At 61.6% G+C, this 24,033-nt stretch carries 25 protein-coding genes; 8 read left to right on the forward strand and 17 right to left on the reverse strand.

Annotation, left to right across the window (positions count from 1 at the left end; genetic code table 11):
• Positions 1 to 85: 85 nt before the first annotated feature.
• From PX554_RS12665 to PX554_RS12675, 3 genes are read right to left on the reverse strand one after another with little or no spacing between them, the layout of a single operon-like run.
• Positions 86 to 505 carry a DUF1810 domain-containing protein gene (locus tag PX554_RS12665; RefSeq protein ID WP_275502232.1) on the reverse strand — a complete coding sequence of 140 codons (420 nt, stop codon included), beginning with the start codon at positions 503 to 505 and terminating at the stop codon, positions 86 to 88.
• The gene (locus tag PX554_RS12670; protein WP_275502234.1) at positions 502 to 2,139 is read right to left on the reverse strand and encodes an FAD-dependent oxidoreductase; all 1,638 of its coding nucleotides are present in this window, start codon (positions 2,137 to 2,139) and stop codon (positions 502 to 504) included. Before PX554_RS12670 ends, PX554_RS12665 begins: the two co-directional genes overlap by 4 nt.
• Positions 2,140 to 2,198: 59 nt before the next feature.
• Positions 2,199 to 3,533, reverse strand: a complete 1,335-nt coding sequence (locus tag PX554_RS12675) for a chloride channel protein (RefSeq protein ID WP_275502235.1) — start codon at positions 3,531 to 3,533, stop codon at positions 2,199 to 2,201.
• Positions 3,534 to 3,729: 196 nt separating this feature from the next.
• Here PX554_RS12675 and PX554_RS12680 point away from each other — a divergent pair, with 196 nt between their 5' ends.
• Complete coding sequence (locus PX554_RS12680; protein WP_275502237.1) at positions 3,730 to 4,659, forward strand: glutaminase; 930 nt, start codon at positions 3,730 to 3,732, stop codon at positions 4,657 to 4,659.
• 208 nt (positions 4,660 to 4,867) lie between these two features.
• Complete coding sequence (locus PX554_RS12685; protein WP_093222226.1) at positions 4,868 to 5,233, forward strand: YciI family protein; 366 nt, start codon at positions 4,868 to 4,870, stop codon at positions 5,231 to 5,233.
• Positions 5,234 to 5,275: 42 nt separating this feature from the next.
• Here the strand turns inward: PX554_RS12685 and arfB are convergent, their stop codons facing one another.
• A complete protein-coding gene (arfB, locus tag PX554_RS12690; protein ID WP_093222228.1) occupies positions 5,276 to 5,701 on the reverse strand; it encodes an alternative ribosome rescue aminoacyl-tRNA hydrolase ArfB in 426 nt (141 codons plus the stop codon).
• Between the two features lie 49 nt (positions 5,702 to 5,750).
• Entirely contained in the window at positions 5,751 to 6,398 is a 648-nt protein-coding gene (locus tag PX554_RS12695) for an RluA family pseudouridine synthase (RefSeq protein ID WP_275502249.1), read from the reverse strand.
• Between the two features lie 81 nt (positions 6,399 to 6,479).
• On the opposite strand from PX554_RS12695, the gene PX554_RS12700 reads away from it, so the two are divergent.
• Positions 6,480 to 7,334 (forward strand): M15 family metallopeptidase, encoded by an 855-nt coding sequence (locus PX554_RS12700; RefSeq protein WP_338061592.1) that lies wholly within the window; start codon positions 6,480 to 6,482, stop codon positions 7,332 to 7,334.
• Positions 7,335 to 7,387: 53 nt separating this feature from the next.
• Here PX554_RS12700 and tatC read toward each other — a convergent pair whose 3' ends face one another.
• The 5 genes from tatC to PX554_RS12725 are packed head-to-tail and all read right to left on the reverse strand — an operon-like array spanning position 7,388 to position 10,205.
• Positions 7,388 to 8,164: a twin-arginine translocase subunit TatC gene (gene tatC / locus PX554_RS12705; protein ID WP_093222233.1), complete on the reverse strand. Its 777-nt coding sequence runs from the start codon at positions 8,162 to 8,164 to the stop codon at positions 7,388 to 7,390.
• On the reverse strand, positions 8,161 to 8,574 hold the full coding sequence (locus tag PX554_RS12710) for a twin-arginine translocase TatA/TatE family subunit (RefSeq protein WP_275502252.1): 414 nt from the start codon (positions 8,572 to 8,574) through the stop codon (positions 8,161 to 8,163). The genes tatC and PX554_RS12710 overlap by 4 nt, the downstream gene beginning before the upstream one ends.
• Before the next feature lie 30 nt (positions 8,575 to 8,604).
• Positions 8,605 to 8,835 carry a twin-arginine translocase TatA/TatE family subunit gene (locus PX554_RS12715; protein WP_093222239.1) on the reverse strand — a complete coding sequence of 77 codons (231 nt, stop codon included), beginning with the start codon at positions 8,833 to 8,835 and terminating at the stop codon, positions 8,605 to 8,607.
• Between the two features lie 27 nt (positions 8,836 to 8,862).
• Entirely contained in the window at positions 8,863 to 9,480 is a 618-nt protein-coding gene (scpB, locus tag PX554_RS12720; RefSeq protein ID WP_093222242.1) for an SMC-Scp complex subunit ScpB, read from the reverse strand.
• Complete coding sequence (locus PX554_RS12725; RefSeq protein ID WP_275502258.1) at positions 9,477 to 10,205, reverse strand: segregation and condensation protein A; 729 nt, start codon at positions 10,203 to 10,205, stop codon at positions 9,477 to 9,479. Before PX554_RS12725 ends, scpB begins: the two co-directional genes overlap by 4 nt.
• 391 nt (positions 10,206 to 10,596) lie before the next feature.
• Here PX554_RS12725 and PX554_RS12730 point away from each other — a divergent pair, with 391 nt between their 5' ends.
• Positions 10,597 to 11,727, forward strand: a complete 1,131-nt coding sequence (locus PX554_RS12730) for an energy transducer TonB (RefSeq protein ID WP_275502260.1) — start codon at positions 10,597 to 10,599, stop codon at positions 11,725 to 11,727.
• A 26-nt stretch (positions 11,728 to 11,753) separates the two neighbouring features.
• On the opposite strand, the gene PX554_RS12735 is transcribed toward PX554_RS12730, so the two are convergent.
• The 5 genes from PX554_RS12735 to traA all read right to left on the reverse strand — a co-directional run bounded on the left by PX554_RS12735 (position 11,754) and on the right by traA (position 21,090).
• Complete coding sequence (locus PX554_RS12735; RefSeq protein WP_275502263.1) at positions 11,754 to 13,913, reverse strand: peptidase domain-containing ABC transporter; 2,160 nt, start codon at positions 13,911 to 13,913, stop codon at positions 11,754 to 11,756.
• Complete coding sequence (locus PX554_RS12740; RefSeq protein ID WP_275502265.1) at positions 13,874 to 15,058, reverse strand: HlyD family secretion protein; 1,185 nt, start codon at positions 15,056 to 15,058, stop codon at positions 13,874 to 13,876. Before PX554_RS12740 ends, PX554_RS12735 begins: the two co-directional genes overlap by 40 nt.
• A 632-nt stretch (positions 15,059 to 15,690) precedes the next feature.
• Positions 15,691 to 17,061 (reverse strand): IS1380 family transposase, encoded by a 1,371-nt coding sequence (locus tag PX554_RS12745; RefSeq protein WP_168844338.1) that lies wholly within the window; start codon positions 17,059 to 17,061, stop codon positions 15,691 to 15,693.
• Positions 17,062 to 17,300: 239 nt separating this feature from the next.
• Complete coding sequence (locus PX554_RS12750) at positions 17,301 to 18,065, reverse strand: DUF6118 family protein (RefSeq protein ID WP_275502266.1); 765 nt, start codon at positions 18,063 to 18,065, stop codon at positions 17,301 to 17,303.
• Positions 18,066 to 18,081: 16 nt separating this feature from the next.
• Positions 18,082 to 21,090: a Ti-type conjugative transfer relaxase TraA gene (gene traA / locus PX554_RS12755; protein ID WP_275502272.1), complete on the reverse strand. Its 3,009-nt coding sequence runs from the start codon at positions 21,088 to 21,090 to the stop codon at positions 18,082 to 18,084.
• 173 nt (positions 21,091 to 21,263) lie between these two features.
• Between traA and traD the strand changes: the two genes are divergently transcribed.
• Together traD and PX554_RS12765 are read left to right on the forward strand one after the other, a co-directional pair.
• The gene (traD, locus tag PX554_RS12760) at positions 21,264 to 21,569 is read left to right on the forward strand and encodes a conjugal transfer protein TraD (RefSeq protein ID WP_275502274.1); all 306 of its coding nucleotides are present in this window, start codon (positions 21,264 to 21,266) and stop codon (positions 21,567 to 21,569) included.
• 37 nt (positions 21,570 to 21,606) lie between these two features.
• Positions 21,607 to 21,837 (forward strand): conjugal transfer protein TraD, encoded by a 231-nt coding sequence (locus PX554_RS12765; RefSeq protein WP_275502275.1) that lies wholly within the window; start codon positions 21,607 to 21,609, stop codon positions 21,835 to 21,837.
• A gap of 92 nt (positions 21,838 to 21,929) precedes the next feature.
• Here PX554_RS12765 and PX554_RS12770 read toward each other — a convergent pair whose 3' ends face one another.
• Both PX554_RS12770 and PX554_RS12775 read right to left on the reverse strand, forming a co-directional pair.
• Positions 21,930 to 22,613, reverse strand: a complete 684-nt coding sequence (locus tag PX554_RS12770; protein WP_275502277.1) for a DUF6624 domain-containing protein — start codon at positions 22,611 to 22,613, stop codon at positions 21,930 to 21,932.
• A 31-nt stretch (positions 22,614 to 22,644) separates the two neighbouring features.
• Positions 22,645 to 23,067: a WYL domain-containing protein gene (locus tag PX554_RS12775; protein ID WP_275502279.1), complete on the reverse strand. Its 423-nt coding sequence runs from the start codon at positions 23,065 to 23,067 to the stop codon at positions 22,645 to 22,647.
• Between the two features lie 103 nt (positions 23,068 to 23,170).
• Here PX554_RS12775 and PX554_RS12780 point away from each other — a divergent pair, with 103 nt between their 5' ends.
• Together PX554_RS12780 and PX554_RS12785 are read left to right on the forward strand one after the other, a co-directional pair.
• Positions 23,171 to 23,758 (forward strand): hypothetical protein, encoded by a 588-nt coding sequence (locus PX554_RS12780; RefSeq protein ID WP_275502281.1) that lies wholly within the window; start codon positions 23,171 to 23,173, stop codon positions 23,756 to 23,758.
• 11 nt (positions 23,759 to 23,769) lie between these two features.
• On the forward strand, positions 23,770 to 23,961 hold the full coding sequence (locus tag PX554_RS12785; protein ID WP_275502282.1) for a DUF6771 family protein: 192 nt from the start codon (positions 23,770 to 23,772) through the stop codon (positions 23,959 to 23,961).
• Positions 23,962 to 24,033: the final 72 nt, after the last annotated feature.

Consider the following 24,033-nt stretch of genomic DNA (forward strand, 5'->3'; position numbering starts at 1 on the left):
GCCCCGGCGAAGGCCGGGGCCGGCTTGTTGTTTTGCGAGCCGGCTGACCCACACCCAACGGCCCCGGCCTCCGCCGGGGCGACGATCACCCGATCCGCGCCAGCGTCGCCGCGTCCCGCGTACCGTGATACCAACGATCGAGCGCCGCGCCGAACACCGCCCCACCGCCCGCCGCCTCGAACAGCGTCAGCGAGGAGCGCAATTTCACCGCGTCGAGCGGTCCGAACACCGCCTCGGGCGCGCTCGGCGGCAGATCCTGCAGCGCCGCGGTGATCTCGCGCAGCCGCGCGCCCAGCACGGGATGCGCCAGATACGCCCGCGCCTCGTCGAGCGACTGGATCGCGTAGCGCCGCGCCATCGCGCTCGATCCCAGCCCGGCGATCTGCGGGAAGATGAACCACATCCAATGGCTGCGCTTGGCGCCGCGCCGCACCTCGGCGAGCGCGGTCGCATAGCTGTCGGCCTGCGCCTCCAGGAAGCGCTCGAGATCGAATGGATCGCTCATTCGGCGAGCAAGCTGTGGATCTGCGACACCACCGCCGCGCCCTCACCCACCGCCGCGGCGACGCGCTTGGTCGATCCGGCGCGCACGTCGCCGATCGCGAACACGCCGGGCAGGCTGGTCTGGAGCGGCAGCGCCGATCCGCCGGTGACGATGAAGCCCTTGTCGTCGGTCTCCACACACCCGTCGAGCCAGTCGGCATTGGGGTCCGCGCCGATGAACAGGAACAGGTGGCGCAAGGCGCAGCGCTTGATCGCGCCGGTCGCCTTGTCTTGGAACAGCGCGGCGGTCAGCCCGGTCGCGCGGTCCCCTTCCAGCCCGATCACTTCGGAGCCGACATGGATCGTCACGTTGGGCAGCGCCGCGATCCGCTCAATGAGGTAGCGCGACATCGTCTCGCGCAGGTCGCGCCGCACGACCAGATCGAGATGATCGACCTTGCTGGCCAGGAACACCACCGCCTGCCCCGCCGAATTGCCGCCGCCGACCAGCGCGATCCGCTCGCCCTCGCACAATTTCGCCTCGATCGGTGAGGCCCAATAGGAAACGCCGTCGCCGTCGAACGTGGCGAGATTGTCGATCGCCGGCTTGCGATAGCGCGCGCCGCTCGCGACGATCACCGATCGCGCCTGGATCGTCCCCCCGCCCGCCAGCACCAGCGCGAGCGGATCGCCCGAGGCTTGGCGCTTGGTGCAGTCGAGCCGCTCCACCGCGAGCGGCACCGCCACCTCGGCGCCGAACTTGAGCGCCTGGCTGAACGCGCGCCCGGCCAGCGCACGCCCCGAAATGCCGGTCGGGAAGCCGAGATAATTCTCGATTCTGGACGACGCGCCCGCCTGCCCGCCAGTCGCGCGTTCGTCGAGCACCACCACCGACAGCCCCTCGGACGCGGCATAGACCGCCGCCGCCAGCCCCGCCGGCCCGGCCCCTACGATCGCGACGTCGTACAGCTTCTCGGGATCGAGCTTGGGGGTCATGCCTAGGCACGCCGCCGCCTCGGTGTCGCTCGGGCGCTTCAGGATCGTGCCGTTCGGGCACACCATCAGCGGCAATTCCTCGGGCAGCACGCCGATCCGCTCGATCAGCGCATGGCCTTCCGCGTCGGTCTCGGCGTCGAGCACGAGGTTGGGGTAGCCGTTGCGCGTCAGGAATCCCTGCAACCGCACGATATCGGCGCTCCCCGGCACGCCGATCAGGATCGATCCGGCCCCGCCTTCCTCGATCAGCCCGACCCGGCGCAGGATCAGCGCGCGCATCACGATCTCGCCGAGATCGGCCGATCCGACCATCAGCGCGCGCAGATGCGCCGCGTCGAACGGCAGGGCGGTGCAGCCGTCGGCGCCCGCCACCCCGGCGGCGATCGTCGGCCGCCCGGAAAGCTGCGAGACCTCGCCGCTGAACTGGCCGGCGTGATGGACGGTGATGCCCGCTTCCCGGTTGAGCCCGTCGCGCCGCGTCACGTCGATCGTGCCGTCCAGCACCAGCCACGCCGGCGCGCCGACGTCGCCGATCTCGTACAGCGCCTCGCCCGGCGCGAAATGCCGCGCCGGCCCGCTCGCGAAGCGGCGCGCGACCTCGATCTGCCCCGCGTCGAGGGTCGGAAACATCTGGTGGCTGCGCGTGTCGAGCGTGCTCATGCGCCGAGTATCGGCGATCTGGCGGCCACCGCGCAAGCCGATACCTTCGGTTGGGTCCGTTACGGGCGCGGCGGCGGTGCCGGCTCCAGGAAACCGCGCGACAGGCCGTGATACAGCCGCTCGGGCGAGATCACCGCGCTCACCGCGTCGGCGATCAGCGCGGTCGCGAACAAGGGCAGGATCATGCCTCGGCTCGCGGTCGCCTCGCTGATGATGATGACCGCCGTCAGCGGCGCGCGCACCACGCCGACGAAATAGGCGACCATGCCGAGCGTCACCACCGCTCCGCCCGGATCGTTCGGAAACGCCGCCGCGACGAGATGGCCGATCCCGGCGCCCACCGCCAGCGACGGCGCGAAGATGCCGCCCGGCGTTCCGCTCAGCGTCGTCGCGAGTGTCGCGATCGCCTTGCCCGGCCCGAACCACAAGGAACCGCTGCCGCCCTCGACGAGATGCTTGGTCGCGTCATAGCCGGTGCCCCACAATTCCCCGCCGCTGGTGATGCCGAGCACCGCCACCACCAGCCCGCATCCCGCCGAGAACAGCACCGGGCGCGACCGCAGCCGCTTCAGCCACGGATGCCGGGGCGAGCCGAACGCCAGCACGATCCGGCTGAACAGCCCGCCGCTCACCCCGCCGACCACGCCCGCGACCGGGCAGATCAGCATCACCGACAGGATCGGCAGCGTCTGCCGCATCGTCCCGAAATAGACGTAGTCGCCCGCGATGCCGAGGCTCACCAGCCCCGAGATCATCACCGCCGCCATCACCAGCACCGCGACGCGCTGTTCGTAGGCGGAGGCGAGTTCCTCGATCGCGAAGGCCACCCCGGCGAGCGGCGTGTTGAACGCCGCCGCCACCCCCGCCGCGCCCCCCGCGATCAGCACGCCCGCGGTGATCGGCACGCGCAGCAGCCGGTGGACCGCGATCATGATCGCCGCGCTGATCTGCACCGTCGGCCCCTCGCGCCCGACCGAGGCGCCCGCGAACAGCATCGTCACGGTCATCGCGATCTTGGCGATCGCGGTGCGCAGCGACACCAGCGGCCCCAGCGAGGATCGCTCGGGCGTGCGGCTCGCCGCGATCACCTGCGGGATGCCCGATCCGCGCGCCTGCGGCACCCACCGCAGCGTCGCCCAGGTGATGATGGCGAAAATCGCCGGGCTGAGCAGCAGCGGCGCATAGGGCCAGCGCGCCACGCCTTCAGCGAACAGATGCTGCGCCCAGTCGCCCGCCTTGGCGAACAGCAGCGCGACCAGCCCGAGCGCCACCGCGCCGATGCCGGTCGCGATCCGGCGGCGCAACACGCCGAGCGCGAGGTCGCGGCCGTCCTTGCGGCCACGCAGCCAGCGCAGCGCGCGCAGGCGTGCCACCGATATCCACGATCGCGTCATCCCCCGCCTGTGACAGATGGTGCGCCGCAGCGCCACCCGTGCGGACGCGGGAGATGACGTGAAACCTTCCTGTTCTCCCGCGCACGCGCGAGTCCCGGGCCGCAAGAGCCGCCAATCGTCGTTCTGCTTGGCGCTGGGTTCCCGCGTTCGTGCGAAGAGAAGCTGACGATCCCCGCCCCGCCCGCTACGCTGCCCTATGCCCGATCTCTCCGCCATCGTCGCCGACATCGCCGCCGAAATGGCCGACGCGCCCGATCGCGGCGCGGTCGCCGATTACATCGCGCCGCTCGGCGCGGTCGATCCGCGCCGCTTCGGTATCGCCGTCATCGACGCGGACGGCGTCTGCCACATGGCGGGCGATGCCGACCAGCCGTTCTCGGTGCAGAGCGTCGCCAAGGTGTTCGGCCTCACCCTCGCGCTCGGCGCGGGTGGGGACGCGGTGTGGACGCGCGTGGGCCGCGAACCCTCGGGCACCGCGTTCAACTCGATCGTGCAGTTGGAGACCGAACGCGGCATCCCGCGCAACCCGTTCCTCAACGCCGGCGCGATCGTCGTCTCGGACATCCTGCTCGGCAACCGCCAGCCCGCCGAGGTGATCGCCGAACTGCTCCGCTTCGTGCGCGCGCTCGCCGGCGAGGACGGTATCTTCGTCGACGAGTCCGTCGCCGCCGCCGAGCAGGCGACCGGGTATCGCAACAAGGCGCTCGCCAATTACATGCGCGCGTTCGGCAACCTCCACCATGATGTCGATCGCGTGCTCGGCGTCTATTTCCATCAATGCGCGCTCGCGATGAGCTGTCGCCAGCTCGCGCTCGCCGGGCGCTATCTGATGAGGGGCGGGCGCAATCCCTCGACCGGTCATTCCGTCGTGTCGCCCCAGCGCGCGCGCCGCATCAACGCGCTGATGCTGACCTGCGGCCATTACGACGGTTCCGGCGAATTCGCCTTCCGCGTCGGCCTGCCCGCCAAATCCGGCGTCGGCGGCGGCATCCTTGCGGTCGCGCCGGGCAAGGCGAGCATCGCGGTCTGGTCGCCCGGCCTCAACGAACGCGGCAATTCGCAACTCGGCACGCTGGCGCTCGAACGGCTGGTGCAGCGTACCGGCTGGTCGGTGTTCGAGGGGTGACGGTCGGCGCCCGCGTTATCCCTTCCGTTCGTGCTGAGTAGGGATCGAGTAGGCGCTTGCGCCGTATCGAGAGCCCGTATCGAAGCACAGATCGGACTCGTGGCCTGTGCTTCGATACGCTACCTCGATACGCCCTGCGGGCTACTCGGCAGCTACTCAGCACGAACGGAGTTTCTGGATTTCAGTCCGATAAATAGGGAGACGACACATGCGCGTGATGGTGATCGTGAAAGCCACCGAGGACAGTGAACGCCCCCTGCTCCCGACCGCCGTAGCGCTCGCGGAAATGGGCGCCTTCAATCAGCGACTGATCGACGCCGGCATCATGCCGCCGGGCACCGGCATGGGGCTCAAGCCGTCGTCGGAGGGCAAGCGCGTCGCCTTCGACGGCGCGGACCGCACCGTCATCGACGGCCCGTTCGCCGCGACCCGCGAGTTGGTCGCGGGCTTCTGGGTCTGGACCGTCAAGGACATGGAGGAGGCGGTCGCGTGGGTGAAGCGTTGCCCCAACCCAATGCCCGGACCGAGCGAGATCGAGATCCGCCCGGTCTATGAGCTGGAGGATTTGCGGTAACGCCGTCGGTACGCCTCGGCATGCCCCGCCGCCAGCAACCGCTCAATCCACCGTCACGCGCCCGCGCCCGGCCTTGATTCCGGATCGCTTGACCTTGCCCTCCACGCGGCGCGTCTGCGAGGCCTTGGTCGGCTTGGTCGGCCGGCGCTTCTTGGGCACGATCGTGGCCTCCTGGATCAGCGCGATCAGCCGCTCGCGCACCTCCTGGCGGTTCTCGTGCTGCGAGCGCGACCCTTCGCTGCGCAGCACCAGCACCCCGTCGCGCGTCAGCCGCGATCCCGCCAGCACCGCGATCCGGTTCTTCACCGGCAGCGGCAATCCCGGCGAGTTGCCGACATCGAAGCGCAGGATCACCGCGCTGTCGGTGGTGTTGACATGCTGACCGCCCGGCCCGCCCGAACGCGTGGTCGATTCCTGAAGCTCGCTATCGTCGATCGAGATCGAGCGCGTGATGGGAATGGCGACCATCGCGTGATGATAGCCGATCGCGACCGCTTGGAAAACGGGCGCGTCGCGTTCAGCCGCCGAACCCGGCCTTGACGAACCGCTCGGGCAGCGGCGCCTCGGCGATGATCGGCTCCTTGCCCGCGCGCGGCACGGTCAGCGCGGCGGCGTGGAGCAAAGTCTCGCCGCCGCCGCGCCCATAGATCGGATCGCCGACCACCGGCGCGCCGAGCGCCTCGGCGGCATGGACGCGGATCTGGTGGGTGCGCCCGGTCTCGGGGGTGAATTCGACGAACGCGCGCCCGTCCTTCACCGCAATCACGCGCCAGCCGGTGCGCGAGGGCTTGCCGGCGGGGTCGCCGCGCATCCGCCAGCCGGTCGCGGCGGTGCTCACCTTGGCGAGCGGCAGGTCGATCAGCCCCGATTCGCCGTCGGGCACGCCCTCCAGCACGGCGAGATAGCGTTTCTGCACCAGCCCCTGTTCGAACGCCTGCTGGAGCCGCGCGTGCGCCTTCGGATTGCGCGACAGCAGCAGGCACCCCGAGGTGTCGCGATCGAGTCGATGCACCGGATGCGGCCAGCGCTTGAACCCGAAGGTGAGGCTGTCGAGATGGTTTTCGAGGCTGATCGAGCCATCGCGCGGGCGATCGACCGGCAGCCCGGCGGGCTTGTCGATGACGAGCGCCTCGCCGTCGAGGAAGAGAACATGGTTGGCAAGCATGAACTCGCCTTGCCACCGCAAGCGCGCGCATGCCAGAGCGGTTCGACGATGCGACGCTACCTAACTTCCGGGAAGAGACTGTTGGCATGGGCTGCGCTCGCCGCGCCCGCGCTGGCGATGGCCGCCACCCCGGAGCAATTGTGCCCCGGCCAGTGGGTCACGCCCGGCCCCGACGGCCGCGTGCTCGGGCACATCCCGTACCGCGAGGCGCCGCTCAGCGATCTCGTGTCCGCCCCCGCCGGCTTCGCGCTCGGCCAGCCCTGCTATGTCCAGCGTGACGCCGCGCCCGATCTCGCGCGGATGCTCGCCGCCGCCGCGGTCGCACCCGGCGTCGGCAACCGGCTGCGCGGCGTGTCGTGTTTCCGCTCGATCGAGCATCAGCGCGCGGTGTTCTGCAGCCAGATCGGCCCTGGCAAGAAATGCCACGACGCCGCCGAGCGCGCGCGCTCGGTCGGGCCGCCGGGGCATAGCGAGCACGCCACCGGCTATGCGATCGACTTCGGAATCCGCCCCTCGGGCGGGTGCGGCGACGTCAACCCCTGCCTCGCGCGCACGCCGGCGGGGCAATGGCTGATCGCGCACGCCCATGAATATGGCTTCGAGCTGAGCTTCCCCGCCGGCAACGCGCAAGGCGTGACGTGGGAGCCGTGGCACTGGCGCTGGGTCGGCGCGTCGATCACCACGCCGGGCGCGGCGCGCGCGCGGCTGCTGTTCGCACGCGCGCGCCGTGAATTTCCGGCCATTCCGGCGGTCATCGACGTCGCCGACGGCTGGATCGGCGTGATCCGCCCGGCCGCCCCGGCCCCCGCGCCGAGCGTGCCCGCGCCGGGATCACCGTATCTGCAAGGCCATCCGCAAAGCTATTTCATCCAGCCGCTGCCCACCCCGACGCCACAGCCGAGCCCGCTCTATCGCCGGAACCGGCGGCGGGGGTGACGCCCACGTTCGTGCCGAGCGAAGTCGAGGCACGAACGGGTGAGATAAGGCACCTAAACCGCCTCGATCACGTCCTTGGCCGGCGCGCGGCGCCTCTCGGTGAACCAGATCGCGATCAGCGAGAGTTCGTAGAGCAGGATCAGCGGCACCGCGAGCATCACCATCGACCATGCGTCGGGCGGCGCCAGCACCAGAGCGATCGCGAAACAGCCGACGATCGCATAGCGCCGCGCGCCGGCAAGCTGCTTGCGCGTAACGATGCCGGCGCGTTCGAGCAGCATCAGCACCACCGGCAGCAGGAAGGCGATGCCGAACGCGAACAGGAACTGCATCACGAAATCGAGATATTTGTCGACCGCCGGAAGCGCGGTCTGCTCGATCCCGCCGACATTGCCCTGATAGCTCAGCAGGAAGTGCAGCGCCGCCGGCACCGCCGCGAAATAGGCCATCGCGGCCCCGGTCGCGAACAGGAACGGCGTCGCGATCAGGAACGGCAGCAGCGCGCGCTTTTCCTTGCGGTACAGGCCGGGCGAGACGAACTGCCAGAGCTGGTTGGCGATCACCGGGAACGAAACCATCAGCCCCGCGAACAGCCCCACCTTGATCTGGACGAAGAACGCCTCGAACAGACCGGTGTAATAGATCCGCTTCTGCCCCGCCTGGATCAGCGGGTGGACCAGGAAGCCGAAAATCGGCTCGGCGAAATACAGGCACACCGCGAACGCGACCGCGAGCGCGCCGAGGCTGTAGAGCAGCCGTCGGCGCAGCTCGGCGATATGCTCGAGCAGCGGCGCGCGCGACGCGTCCAGTTCATCGACCGGCGCGTTCACGACGCCGCCTTGTCCAGGTTCACCGGCGCCGGTGCCTCGGCGGCCACCACGGTCGGATGCTCGACATAGATCGGCGGCCCGTCCTCGCTATAGTGGCGTTCGGAATCCGGCAGCGCGGGCATCACCGGCGGCGCATCGAGCGCGTCCGTCTGCGGCGCGTCGAGCGCGGGGGTGGGCGGATGCTCGCGCATGATGCGCTCGTTTTCCGCCGCCCATTTCTTTTCCATCTCGTGCAGTTCGGCCTCGCGCACCATCGTGTCGAAGCCGCTGCGGAACTGCTGCGCCACCCCGCGCATGCGCCCGACCCAATAGCCGGCCACGCGCATCGCCTTGGGCAGATCCTTGGGCGGAATCACCAGGATCGCGACCGTCCCCAGGACGACCAACTCCATCGGCTGGAAATCGAACATGCTACGGCGCAACCTTCTTCGTGATACGCCTTAGCGGTCCTCGCGAACCTTCTCGCCGTGTGCGTCGAACGCAGGCTCGGCGGCGGGCTTCGCCTCGATCCGGCTCGGCGTGCGCGGCTCGTCGTCCTCGGCCATGCCCTTCTTGAACGATTTGATGCCCTTGGCGACATCGCCCATCATGCTCGAGAACCGGCCACCGCCCAGCACGAGGATGGCGAGCACGCCGAAAATGAGCCAGTGAATTGGACTACCGAAACCCATCATGTTTCTCCTAGGTATCCTTTCTATCTAGTCCTCTTCCAAGGGATTTGCCACCTCGTTCGTATCGGTGCCCGCATCCGCCGCGATCTCCAGCGCGAGATCGGCCGGATCGAGCAGCCCGGCCGCGCGCAAATCCTCCAGCCCCGGCAGGTCGCGGCGGCTGGCGAGTCCGAAATGGGCGAGGAATTCAGGCGTGGTCGCGTACAGCAGGGGCCGCCCCGGCACCTCGCGCCGCCCGGCCGGGCGGACCCAGCCCGCCTCCATCAGCACGTCGATCGTGCCCTTGGAGATCTGCACCCCGCGAATCGCCTCGATCTCGGCGCGCGTGGCGGGTTCGTGATAGGCGATGATCGCGAGCGTCTCGATCCCCGCGCGGCTGAGCTTGCGTGGCTCCTCGCGGTCGCGCCGCAGCAGATGCGCCATGTCGGCGGCGGTCTGGAAATGCCAGCGCTCGCCCCGCCGCACCAGCTCGATGCCGCGCCCGGCATAGTCGCTGGCGAGCGTTTCGAGCGCGGCGCGCACGTTCGCGCCCGCGCCGACATGCGCGCGGATCGCGTCGATCGTCAGCGGTTCGGTCGCCGCGAACACGATCGCCTCCACCGCGCGGACGAGATCGTCGGGCGCGTCGCCGCCGAAGCCGGTCATCGCGGCGCCCGCAGATAGAGCGGCGCGAACGGAGACTTTTGTTGCAGCTCGACCTTACCCTGCCGCGCCAGTTCGAGCGCGGCGAGGAACGACGACGCCAGCGCGGACTTGCGGAATACGCCGCTCGCGCTGTCGGGCAGGAAACTCTCGATCACCGCCCAATCGACCGCGCTGCCCACCAGCCGCGCGACCCGCTCCAGCGCCGCCTCCAGCGTCATCACCGGACGATTGGCGACGATGTGCATCACCGGCCGGGTCCGCGCGCTGATCCGGCCGTACGCGGCGATCAGATCGAAGATCTCCGCCTGCCACAGCGCCTTGCGCACGGTGCGCAAGCCCTCGGGGCTCCCACGCGGAAACACGTCGCGCCCGATCCGGTCGCGCGCCATCAGCCGCGCCCCGGCCTCGCGCATCGCGTTCAACCGTTCGAGCCGCAATTGCAGCCGCAGCGCGAGTTCCTCCGGGCTGGGTTCGATCTCGGGGTCGCGCGGCAGCAGCAACCCCGATTTGAGATAGGCGAGCCACGCCGCCATCACCAGATAATCGGCGGCGAGTTCGAGCTTGATTTCGCGCGCCTGCTCGATGAACGCGAGATATTGATCGACCAAGGCCAGGATCGAAATCTCGCGCAGATCGACCTTCTGGTTGCGCGCCAGCGCGAGCAGCAGGTCGAGCGGTCCTTCCCAGCCATCGAGATCGAGCGTGAGGATTTCGGGTTCGCTCATCGCGCGCGCTCACCCACGGCCCGCCCCCCCGCCCACGCGCCAACCGTCACCCGGCCAACAACCGTCACCCCAGCTTTCGCGGGAACACCTTTGTTGTAATTCGCTGGAGATTGCAATCTAATTAGCTGACCTCCCGAACGCTTCTCGCTCGCAGTTCATAGTCGCGGCGAATGCTACGGGGTAGGCGGCGATTCGGCCAGGCAATTACAAGCTATCGGGCATGACGCGCGCGATGGAACCGGGAGCGACGGATCATAGCAATAATGCTGGCGAGTGCGCCGACCTTCGTCATTTCAGCATTGATTCTGTGCTTGGCTTTATGGCTCCTTCTACGGGCTTGTGCTTAGCATGAAGCTGAAGCAAATTATGGTTCAACATAAAGGAAGCCTATATGTTTGCCCTTTTGCTGCTTCTTCAGTTTCCAAATGATATTGTCGTTACCGGCCAACGCCTTGTGGAGGCACAGGAAGAATGCGCTAGAGGAGGATGCTCTCCGTTGCGCGATGCGCAAACGACCATTGCCTTGGCTGAAGTGAAGTTCAGAGAAGGGGCGTATGTGGAAGCCAAACACCTGCTTGCTACAGCAATATCACGTAATCGTAACAAGGCCGCAGAGGCACCTAGGCCTGTTGCCGCACTTTATGAGGCTTATGCGACCGTGGCGTTACACGACGGTGATCAAACTACGTATCGACGCGCAGTCGCAAACCAAGTCCAGACGCTTCGAGAAAACCTACCAGCGAATGACCCTTCCGTCGTCTCCGCAGCGACGGCCCTGGGCGACATGTGGATCGAGCTTGGCAATTATCGCCAAGCAGACGCAACCTATCGCAGGATCGAAGATGATGCCCTAGATGCCGGTCAAGCCAAGCAAGCGATGTTGGCGGGTATGAAACGTGTTTGGCTCGCTGCGGCAATGGGGAAGAAGGCGGACTCTTCTCGAAAACTCAATGAACTCGAAGCACGTCCGATTGCCAAGGAGTCGGGTTTCAAAACCGCCCTTCGTGTCTTGCGTCTCCGGCTGGCGGTGCGCGAAGAAAATGGTGCAGATATTACAAAGCGCATAAGGGAACTTGGTCAGGGCGAGGATGCCGAGCCAGTGTTAATTTGGGCACCACCCTATCAGCTTGACGCGGCAGCAGCGGCCAACGCGAATGCACGAAAATTTAGCTTGAGTGACGCAGTTGATATCAGATCAACCGATTGGGACGGCAATCAGTGGGTAGATATTGGATTTTGGATTCGCCCGGATGGGCATACCGCTGAAGCTGAAATATTGCGTGGTTCGCGTTCGCAAAGCTGGGCAAAGTCAGCGCTCAATCAAATTGCTCGCCGTCGCTACACAATCAGCGGGGCCGATACTGAGCGGCAGATGGAAGAGGGCGTCTATCGCGTAGAGAGATTCACCAGAAAATCAGAGTACATCACTCCAAAAGGTAGCCTTATAAAACGCCGTGTAGCTGTTGGTGGATTTGAAGTCCTGGATCTCACTAAAGACCCTAAAGACCCACCGTCGAATTAATTTTTACAATGATTCTTCATGAAACATTATGCAATCTCCTTATTCCTTTCGTAAATGCCTCCATTTGCCATAACGAACACTCTGCCTGCGGCTTCAACGGTTTCTCTCCGGTGAGCTACTATTATTCTTGTTATGCCCATTTTAGCGATCTCCACATTAATAGCATGCTCATGCCCCATATCCAAATGAGCGGTTCCTTCATCCATAACTAGAACTCGGGGACGTCGATAGAGCGCCCTTGCCAGAAGTACCCTTTGCTTCTGTCCACCAGATAACGATGATCCCATCTCTCCAACAAGTGTATCATATCCCATCGGCATTTTTTCAATATCTCCATGAATTGATGCTGATAAAGCGGATAATATTACGCGATCCATATCAATATCGCTATCAAACGAAGCTATATTTTCTGCTAACGACCCCTCAAATAGATTATCGCTTTGGAGAACGGCAGATATTTGCCTATGATAGTTCCTATACCCAAATTTACTGATAGGAACATTGTCTATAAAGATATCGCCGCTGGTCGGCTCAATTAATCCAACGATGATTTTTATGAGGGTTGATTTCCCTTCTCCCGATGGCCCTGTTATCGCAACATGCTCACCTTCATTGATACTTATATTTACATTATTAATAACTAGACTATCCGTGGGTGAATATCTATAAGATACATTTTTTAATTCTATTTTACCAGTTAATCTCAAAGATGATATATCCAATTTTGAAAATGATCTATCCTCCGGCGATAGTGCTATGTCAGATATTCTATCCAAATGCAGGCGCAGCATCTTTATGGAAATAATTTGATCAATAAGTGATGATGCCTTCTGTGAAAATTGCATCTTATATGCCATAAATGCAAATATCATTCCCACACTAAAGCCATTTCCAGATATGACAAATTTTACCGAAACCCAAATGGAAACAATATTCTCAATTCCGAATATTACGCTATAAATTGAACTTTGAATTATTCCAATCTTAGCTCCTCTGACATTTGCGCCTATTGCTTCTGATAAGCGATTTTGCCAAAGAACATGCCGGAACGTCTCTTGACCATGCAAGCGTAAGGTTGTCATACCACGTAGAGTTTCTATTAGCGTTGTCTGCTCCTTCCCACCCGCCACAATCGCAGCTTCTTTTGCCTCCTTCTCAAAGGAGAAGCATATAATCCTAACTACCACGTAAAAAAGAAATGATAGTATCGAAATTGCAGTGAGAATTAAATCGTAAAATAACATCATAGTTAACGTAAAAATTACCATCAAACCATCAACTATCGCCGCTACGCCGCCCTGAGTTAAAAGATTTTGAATAGGAGCAACTGACTGAAATCTTGAAAGTATGTCACCCGTATGACGCTTTTCAAACCAATCTATTGGCAGCCTAAATAATCTTCTGGCAATATTAGATGATAGGATGAATCCTAAATTAGTTCCAACTGATAAAAGTACCATCGATCTAAGTGTGGATACTCCGGAACCGATTAAAATAAACAAGCCGAAGCCAAGCGATAACACAGTCATTAAATCTAAATCTAATGATGGAATAGCGTTATCGATAGCAATTTGCATGTAATAAGGAGATTTAATTGCAAGTATCTGCATTAATATTGACAAGGCGAAAATTTGTATAATGGCACGCTTCGCGCCTACCATCTTCTTCCAAAGCTGGAATAGCTTCAGTCTTTGACGAAAATCTCCTGTTTCAAAATCCTCACTCGGACGAAGTTCGAGCGCTACTCCAGTGAAATGATTAGATATCTCCTCTTGTGTGAGCCATTTTGAACCGCCATCGGGGTTATGAATATAAGCTCGATCACGCTTGGTTCGTTCAAGCACAACATAGTGATTCATATCCCAATGTAATATAGCTGGAAGATGGAGATTGGAGATACGATCTAAGGGTAACTTAACTGCTCTCGGTATCATTCCCAAATCGTCTGCCGAAATCATCAGCGCACGCAGAGTTGTACCACGTAGGGAAGGGGGAAATCGTCGCCTCATTGTCGCCAGATCAATATTTAGGCCGTGGTAATTGGCAACCATCGATAGTGACGCCAATCCACATTCGGCGGTTTCACTTTGACGGATCAAGCCAACACGATGACGATCTGACAAGTTAAAATTTAGCATGATGACCTTCACCTCTTGCTGACAGCGAATATTGGCTGAAACAGCCATTCTATAAGAGATTGTTTTTGAACAACGATTCTTACATTAATACTCATACCAGGCAAAAGATGTTCAATTTTACCAAATGCATCTATTGAATTTCGAGACAGAGAAATCGTTGTGGGATAGACAGAAATCGCCTTTCCATCCGTTGATGTCTCGACTATTGTGCTGGATGATACAGTAAGGACTTTTCCTGCTATCGTACCAAAACGTTGGTACGGAAAAGCATCTATCGCTACGCGAACCTCCTGCCCCACCTTGATAAATCCTATAGCTGTGCTGGGAATCGAGAGTTCGCCTCGAAGGTGAGAATATGCAGGAATAATGGTCATTAATGGCCGCCGGGAATCTACGGCTTGGCCGGGGCGTGCCGTTAGAGCCGTCACCTGGCCGGACATGGGAGCTCGCACAGCATAAGAACGACTCCCTTTTGTATTTTCCAATTGTTGAACGATGCCAGCTTGAGCGCCGTCAAGTTGGGCTATTGCAACCATCGCTTGGGCATGTTGACGTTGTTTATCGGATTTTGCCTTTTCCAGGGCAGCTTTCTTTGAAGTGAGAGATTGATTTAGCTGGGATAACGACTGCTGCCGTGTAAGCACAAGATCTTCACGCGCCTGCATATCTCTCCCACTTATATAACCTCGGCTATATGCCATCTGAGCCTTATCAAGATGATTCTGTGCCGACAGTAGGAGGTCCTTTTGAGTGGATATTTGGCTATCTATCTGTAATAATTCATCTTCTAATCCAGAAATATCTGAATCAATTATTTTTTGATCAGATATATTTGAAATTATTGTCGCTTCTTTCTGAAGTATTATACTTCTTTCCTGATTATATAGTGATTCTTCAACTTTTTCAGATGACGATAATTCATCTTCACCATCTTCTTCTGATCTAATAAATGCGAGGATCGCGCCTTTTTTGATCTTTTCTCCTTCATGAACGTCCAGCCTCGTTAATATTCCATTTCGGGTAGGTATGATTGCTGCCAAGCCTGTATCAGGTGTAACAATCCCTGCTACTGTTTCCACACGTGAATAAGGCACGAAAGAGAGAAATGCTAATACCGAAAATGTGAAAAGAAATAACGAATAAGATGCAATGTGCCATGAGGCAGGCAGGGTTATTACAACTTCGCCTGACAATCTATCCGATCTAAATTCAATTACTTCTCGCCTAAACAAGAAATGTCCTTTAAATTTTAGTATCCGGCACATTTTTTGCCGGATACTAAATAGTAATAATTTTTATGGATATTATGGATAATGTATTCTTTATAAGAGGTAATATATTGACGCCATTACCGATATACGAAAATCGGCGGAGAGCCAGCAGCGGCTATCTGGTTTAGAAAACCCTGCGTATCTGGAAGGGGATAGGTAGGTTGAGCAAAGTAGTCTGTATAATATTCTGGATTTCCATCCACTATGAAATAGTGTGTTCCAACAAATGTCACATTTTCATAGGCTATTCCATTAGGGCCAGTCCAAGTGAATGCAGACCCATCGGTCAACGCATAGCCAGGCTGTGCGCCGCCGGAAACCATCTCTATTTCTGCATCCGTCAATTCTGAAATGTCTTCGGAAGATTTAAGTTCAGAAACGCCTAGCCCGGGTTATTCACGAGCCCGCCGCTCTGGTGTGTCCCGAGCTCGATCGGTGTTTGGCGGCTTGACTTGGGCGAGCGCCGGCGCCGGTGTTTTTACCGCGTCAGGAGCAATGGGCTTTTCGAGATTGAAGGGACGAGGGCTCGGGTTTCGGCGGCATGGCCGCGCTGGCTATGTCGGCGCTGGCCGAAGACCGGTGGCGATGGCTTTGAACACGCCGGCGTCGGGGCATGCTGACGCGAAGGCGACACGGATACGCGAGGCGCTCTCGATGACGCGGGCAGCGACCTTGAGCAGCCGCAGGCGCAGAGTCGCGAACTCGGCAGCGGCCAGCGCAGTGGCCTTGGGGATGGCCTGCTGGATGCGCCACATCAGCCAGTAGGCGGCGGTATGCAGGATGAGGCGCATCTGGTTGGCATTGGCCGAGCGGCACGAGGTGCGATCGCTGGCCAACTGGGTCTTGTGGCGCTTGATCAGGTTTTCGGCTTGGCCGCGCGCGCAATAGAGCGTGCCGTAAATATGCTCGGCCGAGCCTTCTGTCAGCGAGGTGACGACATAGCGGATGTCCATGCCCAGCGTGCTGGCTTCGATCCGGGCGACGACGCGGCGTTGGCCCTTCCAGCTTTGGGCGCCGTAGCGGGTCTCGGTATAATGGCGCAGGACCGGGCATTGGCGCTGAGCCCGCTTGACCGCGCAGGCGTCGGCGACGGCGACAATGATCGGATCGGCCCGCAGCGCGGCGTTGGTCGGCAAGCCGAACACGTAATCGACCCCGGCCGCCTCGCAGAACGCCATGATCTCGGGCCGACCGTAGTGCCCGTCTCCGCGGATAGTGATGTGGGTATCGGGCCAGTGCTGGCGGATATGACGCACCAGGCGCCGGATGTGGCCGGCACCTTCGGCACCCGACGGCGTCTTGCCGGTGCGCAGCAGCATCGCGACCGGACGGCCGGTCGCAGTGTCGTAGACGTGGATCGGCAGAAAGCAGCGTTCGCCGTGATGGCCATTCCAAAACGAGAGCTGCTGATAGCCGTGCACGACATCGCAGGTATCATCGATATCCAGCGTCACCGCCGCCGGTGGGACCGGATAGCTAGCACAGTAGACGCCGATCATCGCGGCCATCATCCGGGCCAGTTCGCGCGTGGTCGGTGCATTCTCCCAGCGGCTCATCGTCGGTTGGCTCGCAAGCCCCGCGCCCGATCCCGGCAACTTGCCCAGTGCCAGGCGGAACCCCGGATCGTCGCGCAGGGCGTCGAGATCGTCAGCATCCTCGTAGCCACACGTGATCGCGAACACCCGGGCGCGCAGGATGTCATCAAGGCGATGGGTCACCCGCGTCGGGTCACGCGGATCAGCGATGCAAGCCGCAAGCCTCCGGCAAATTCCCATCGCTCGCTCGGCTTGCGCCAGCAGCAGAACGCCGCCGTCCGAGGTCAGCCGGCCACCGTCGAACTCGGCTGTGATCTTCTTCCCGCCAACCGCTGGAAACGAAAATCCCGGTGCGCTATCATCGCTCCCGGCGGGTGTGGTCCGTGGCATAAATTGCCTCGCTGCAGGACTGGTATAGACACCCATTTTCCTACCGCAAAGCAAAGGCTTACGCCACTCCCGCCAACCCATTCACCCGCCCCGGTGAATAAGGCAGGCTAGGTTGCTCATCTGAATCTCCAGAGTATTTTTACGGCGAATATTGCCGTGCTATATACATCTCATCGGTTAGAGAGAGCGTCAAGCCCGATACATTTTTATAGCATGAATTATTAAGTAACTGATAAAATTCAATATTTTATCCTTTGTCCCACCTTAATGGTACATCGTATTTTCCGTTTGGTTGTGCTAGCAGATTTTTGACATGCGGCGATGGCGTCGCGGTTTTCCTGCCGCATGTTGGCGGCATCCACGATAGCCTGCCATCCCTCCGGGTTCCCGGCGCGCATCATACGAATGCCTGCATTCCACAGCGTCGGCTCGCCCATGGTGTGCCGCGCGACCCGTTCGGGCCAATGCCAGCTTTGCGGGCCAAGGCTGGCTGCCCAACCCGGATAGAATAGCCATAGGAGCGAAATGGCGAGGATCGTCCCGCTGATGGCATAGAGGATATGCCACCGCTGTTCCTCCCTGGTGCGGAGCGTGCCGATGCCCCTGTTCATGGCGGCGATGGCCTCGCGATGAAGCTCCCGCGCGTCCTTGATGGCGATCCTGTCGGCCTCGCGCGCGGCTTCCGCCGCCGCTATGATCCGCTCGGCCATGCTCTCCGGGGTCATCTTGAGCGCTTCGGACTCCTTGATCGCCTTCATATGCTTGGCAAACTCCGCGATATCGCCGTTGATTCGGCCCAGCGTGGGATTGTAGTCGGGAACGTCGAGGCTCTGCTTCTCGACGGCGACGTGCTCCAGGGCGTGGGTCATCATCGCCATGCGCCCTTCAAGCCGTTCCTCCATCTCGGCCACGCGCGCCACAAGGCGCGCAAACGCCTCCACCGCTGTTCCCGCCTGCGGCTCACGGCCCGGTTGGTTCGGCTTCGTCTCGTCATTGTCGTCCATATCGTTTCCTCCTGGTTTATCGTTCCATGCCGCGGCTGATGTCGCGGCCATGATCGAAGGGGATGGAAGCGGCGAGGTCGCGGCCGATGCTGCGGCCCATGTCGTGACCGATCTCAAGGCCAAGCTCGCGGCTGCGCAGGCCCAGCACGGATTCAAGCTGGGCGTCGCGCTCAAGGCTCTTCGCCATGTCGGCCATGTGCTGCGCGGCGGTTTTCGCGCCCCGGAAATCGCCGTCGCGCACCAACTCCCCATGGGCGCGCTGCAATTGCTGCCAGCCCTCTATGAAGCGGTCGGCGCGCTGGAATGGGTCGATGCGGATTTCCGCTTCCATCTGCATCGCCCGTATGGCGGCCTGGCTGCGCCCTTCCGCCGCCTCGCGGATCAGTTCCGGGCCGCCCCGGAACGCGCTGTTCAAATCGGTGGAGCCTTGGGGCCGGATCGCGTCCAGAGCTTCACGCGCCTTGTCCAGCGCCTCGCGCTGGTGGGGCATGGCGTCGATGCCCTGCGCGCGGGTCTGCCGGATCGCGTCAACCGCCCTGGCGTAGCGCTCGACCGCGCCGCGCAAGCCGCTTGCCCGTAGCGGCTGCGGGTCGCGGTCGTGCTGCTGCTGGCGGGCAGGATCGGGCTGGGACACGAAACGGCCAAGGTCGAGGCCGTCGAACATGCCGCGCCGGGGTTCGGGTGCGGCCGATGCCCCGCGATCCTGACCGGGCAGGGAGAGGCGCAGCCCGTCGAAGATCCCGCGTGCCTTCTCTGCGCCTGCACGGGCCATTTCCGCGATGCGCTCGCCAAGGCCGATGCCGCGCCGTTCCGCAAATTCCTTGGCCGGATCAACGCGTGCATAGTCGCTCGCCATGTCCTTGGTGCGCTCGCGGGACAGGATGCGGACAAGACGGGAGTCGTCCTTGAAATCATCCCTACCATAATGAAGCTGCACGCCGTCCCGATGGCGGGACATGCCGACGTAAGCCCCGTGACGATTCATGCCCGGCGTTGCCAGCACATGCGCTCGATCCACGGTCATGCCCTGGGCCTTGTGGATCGTGGCCGCATAGCCATGATCCACATGGGCATAATGTTTCGTATCGAAGGATACGGAACGCCCGTCATCGGTGCGGACGGTCATGCCCTGCTGGTTCACCTGCTCGACGGTGCCAAGTGTACCGTTCTTCACCTCAAGCCCGCGCTCGTTCTTGAGGAACATCAGACGGTCGCCGGTTGCAAAGGCGCGGTCGCCACGTTCGGTTTTCACCAGCACGTCATCGCCAAGCTCGCCCGCCGCCCGCATCCGATCGCGCGCCGCCTCGTTCAGTTCGCGCACCTCGTCATTGGTGTGGGTGAGGATGATGCGGGTTTGATCCGGCATAGCGATGCGCTCACGGTCCCACCGCTCGACAAGCTCGCCGCGTGCCTGTTCGCGCGTCTCGGCTGCATGGACCATGCCGCGATCCGCATAGGCCCGGATCGCCTCGCCGGTCCTGCCGGTCGCCAGATGGCGGGTGGCGTCCTGCTGCCAATCCTCATGCTGGCGGCGAACCTCGGTGATCTCGACGCCGCCATGACGCTCATGGATGGCGCGGAACGCCGCGCCTGCCTCGATCGCCTGCAACTGCTCGGCGTCACCGACAAGCACGACCTTGGTGCCCGCCGCTTCGGCGTGAGAAAGAACACGCTCCATCTGGCGCGTGCCGACCATGCCCGCCTCGTCGATTACCAGCACGTCGCGGGACGTGAGCAAATCGCGCCCCTGCGACCAGCCATGTTCCATGCTGGCGATGGTCCGCGACGCGATGCCGGAGCCGTTCTCAAGCCCTTCGGCGGCGATGCCGGACAGCGCCGCGCCGCGCACCTCGAACCCCGCGCGCTCCCACGCCTCCCGCGCCACGCCAAGCATCGCGCTCTTGCCCGTTCCGGCGTAGCCGACGACAACGCTCAAGCCGCGCTCGCCCGTCACATGCTCGAACGCCGCGCGCTGCTCTCCCGTCAACGCAAGCCCGCGCTGCTCGGCCTGCGCCAAGGCGGCGGCGCGGTCCTTCTCATCCACGCGATGCCGTTCGCGCTCGGCCATCAATTCGCTGGCGCGCTGCAACCGCTGCTCGGTCTCGATCATCTCGCGCGACGTGAACCGCTCGTCGCCGCGTCCGTCCTTGCCCAAGGCGACAAGCTCCGGCGACGCGCGAACGGCGCTCATCGCCCGGTCATATTGGTCCTTCCCGTCCGTATGCCGATGCACGAACATCGCAACGTCGCGCTTGGTAAATGTGGCTTGCTGGTGGGTGATCGCGTTAAGCGCCACGGAAGGGTCGACAATGATGCGTTCGCCGTTGCGCTGCGCGATGGCGCGGTGATCCTCGATGCGCTCGGACTCAAGCCCGCGCTCGTCCATGCGCTGCGCGGCCGGGCCAATCTTGTCTTGCGGTTCAAGCCCGATCCCCTGCGCCTCCAGGGATCGGTGATCTATGCGGGCGTCTATATCCAGTTCGGTAAGTCGCGTGTTGACGTGATCGGCCCAACGCTCGCGCCATTGCTCGACAAGCTCGGTGCGGTTCCAGTCGCGGACCTTCGCGCCAAAGCCCTGCTCGTTCACCTCGCGCATGGTGAGCATGACATGGGCATGGGGCTTCGCCATGCCGTCCGCCCCAATATCCCAATGGATATTCAGGTCCGCGATCATGCCGCGCTCGACAAACTCTTGGCCTACGAAGTCGCGGGCCAGTTCGATGCCCTGGGCCTGCGTCATCTCGCGCGGAATGGAAAACTCGACCTCGCGGGATAGCTGCGCGTCCTTGCGCTTCTCGGTCGCCTCGACCTCGTTCCAGAGCGTTTCCCGATCCGCAAAGCGTTCGGGCGCACCTTCGGGCAGAAGGATTTCCGAGTGGACGACGCCCGACTTGTTTGTGAAGTCATGGTCGCGGTCCAGCCGTTCGTCGTGCAGGCGCTCGGCGGCACGATAGGCCGCCGCCGCGACGGCGCTGCGCCCTTGCGCGCGGCCAATGACCTGAGCCGAGAAATGGAAGATCGCCATAACGATCGTCCATTTACTACCCTGAGCGCACGTCGGCACGACGTATAAGCGCGCCCTCCTCGAAATAAATCCGAGCAGGGACTAGGCGGTGTCATCCCGTCCCAGCGACTCTACTGCGCTACCGCCTGCCTTCTTCTATCATGATCGCATCGTCACTCAATGGAGACTTTACGATGCGCAAGCCCAAGGACTTTGATTTGGAACTGAAAGCCCTTGCCGACAAGGCGAAGGCGATCAAGGAACGCCGCGTGCGCCAGCTTGGCGAACTGGTCGCGGCAACCGGAGCCGACGCTCTCGATGCTGACTTGCTCGCCGGGGCGCTGTTGCACGCCGCCGCCAGCAAGGATGCCGCGACAAAGGAGGGCTGGCGCAAGGCGGGCGCGGTCTTTTTTCAGGGCAAGGCACGCCAGCCTGCGCCGCGATCTGAGCTACAGTCGGAAGGCGCTCTACCGCTTCAGGGGGGCGCGGCACCGCGTTGAGGCGCGAAAGGCGAGAACGGACACGCGGGAATGGATGATGAAGCGGCGTGAGAGAACGAGGATGCTCATTGAGTTGGGCGGGCTGATCGTGAAAGCGGGACTGGTCGATCTCACCGACGATGATCGGGCCACGCTATATGGCGCATTCCTTATGAGTGCGGAGAGGCTTCGGGGTGAGGAACGGACGACGGCATTGGCGCTGTGGAAGCGTAAGGGCAAACGTGCGTTCGAGACGGAGAAGCAAATGCCCCGGAATGAAAAGGCTTGATGAGCATCGACATCCGCCAGGACAAAGCGAATGGGCAAAGAGTTACGCAAAATAAGTCGGCGCGATTTGCTCAGGAGACGGCATGCGATCGATCAACCCGCCCCGGCACATTGGCTATTGTCGAACATCTCAAGATATTGCTTAACAGTCTGGTTCATACCGATTGATTTGCGCCGCTCATTGACGCTGGCCGGGTCCTCAAGGTCGTTCGGCTGCCATTGGCCGGAAATGCACCTGACCTGCGTGCCATATCGCTGAGGCCGATGATCAAATTCCAGTGCGATGCGATCATAGAGCATTGCGTAGGCTTGCCCCTCAGCTTCGCCCTCCGCGACCAATTTTTCGAGCCGGACAAGAGTGTTTCGCATCAGTTCCTGGTCGTTGACAGCATGTTGGACGATCAGGAACGCGGCCCGGGCGGCTTCCTTGCCATAGACGCTGGTTCGAAACCAACCTTCAGCGGGCATCAGCTTTTTCAGTTCAATCTGATACTGGAGATCGTGCCGCCCGATCTCCGCGAAAATCTGGTGCCGTACGGATGCGCGACTCGCTTCGGGAAAATCGGAAAGATCAACCCTCATAAAGGCCATACGGCCCGCCTGGTCGAGCTTTCCAAGTCTTATCAGCTTTTCGGCAACGGTCGTCGCTGGCGGCAGCTTTGCATTTTCTGCTTCCACATCTTTATAAGCTTGCTCAATTTGCCTCACAAATTGTTCGGCCGGCGGGGCCGAATGAGGCGCTGAGACTGCAAGCAAGAGGGACAAGGCGAAAATCATGGTTGATCCTTCCGTCTAGCGTGTTCGGAAGTTACGCGTCATCTCGCACGGTCAGGACGACGCCATAGCGCGCATCGGCAAGATCGAGGCCCGGCCAAGGCCTCAAGGTTCGCCCGATCAGGGCAATATGTTGCAGACCCGAGAGGCGGAAGCTCCCGAGTTTCAGTTCACTCGCCTGCGTGGCATTTCGCTGCGTTACCACCGCATCACAATAAAGGCTGTCCTTTCTGAGATAGATGACCTGCGGATCGACTTCCATTGTCGTGCCGTTGTAAGCCCAGTTCAGACATAACCTCTGTTTGATTGCCTGGGTGACCAGTGCGAGCGCATCCACTTCCTTTTCTTCGGGAGACTTCGCTTCGGCTGCCGGGCTCGGGATGACCTGTGGCTGAACCTCTTTGTACTGCGGCGAACGCATGTTCAGGCGAAGAGTTTTGCGTGGCCGGTCTGTCATGCTCAAATCATTGTCGGTTCGACAGGCTGGGGCAAGCCTTCTTCTCTCCATGCCTGTCTTCTTATACTGTCCCGGCTTGGACCGAACGTGATACAAGTCGGCAATGCTGATTGATCCCGCCTTTCCCATGGTCCTGCGTAATGACGCCGTGCGCCTTCATCGCAATGCCGTTCGGCGGGATTTCACGATCAGCGCGGATACCTATGACCTCTACGCGCTGTCGGGTCTTAGCAGAGGAGAGCAGAATCTCTGGGCAAAATTTTCTGCGCTTGGACAGGGCGAGCCACGATATGATCTGCTGCAGAAGCTGATTGCGCGCCAGCCCGCTCTTCGTCTGGGATTGCTGCTCGACGATCTCGCCGAAGCCTTGCTCATCGTGGGCGTCGCCGATCTTCGCACGCGCGAAGGCGCGCTGCTGGTGCTGGAATGGATAGACGACAATTTCGGCGCGCCGCTGCTTCCACCATCGGTTTTAAATGATTTCAGGCCCAAATTGCGGGCGCTTCGGCGGCGACGTTTTGGCTGGGTGGTTCCACCGCAAAGCAGGGGCAAGGACCATGGAGCGGCAAGAGAAGGTGATGGCCCGATGGAATATCCCCGCGTGTGGCTATCGGAAGCGCAACTCGAACGTTATCGCGCCGATGCTGATTGGGCCGCAATTTTTGATGACGACAGGTCTCGCGGTGCATAGAGCGATGCGCCATGGACGAACATTTTCAGGCGATCATTCTCGCCGTAGTGGAACGTGCGCCGCAATGGGTCCGGCGCGATCTCGAAGCGAAGGATATCGGTGTCCGCGCGCGTGCGGAAGAGACGCTGGCGGCGATGATTGCCGCTGCCCTCAAGGGTGAAACGGCACAAGCGACCCGAACGGCTGCAACCATGGCGGACTGACTGCCCTCTACAGCTCCGTGACGTCTGCTTCTCCACGCTGTATCATGCTTGCCCGATACCCTCGGGAGATAG

Origin of the sequence: Sphingomonas pollutisoli (assembly GCF_029167165.1) — a bacterium.
Taxonomy (GTDB): domain Bacteria; phylum Pseudomonadota; class Alphaproteobacteria; order Sphingomonadales; family Sphingomonadaceae; genus Sphingomonas; species Sphingomonas pollutisoli.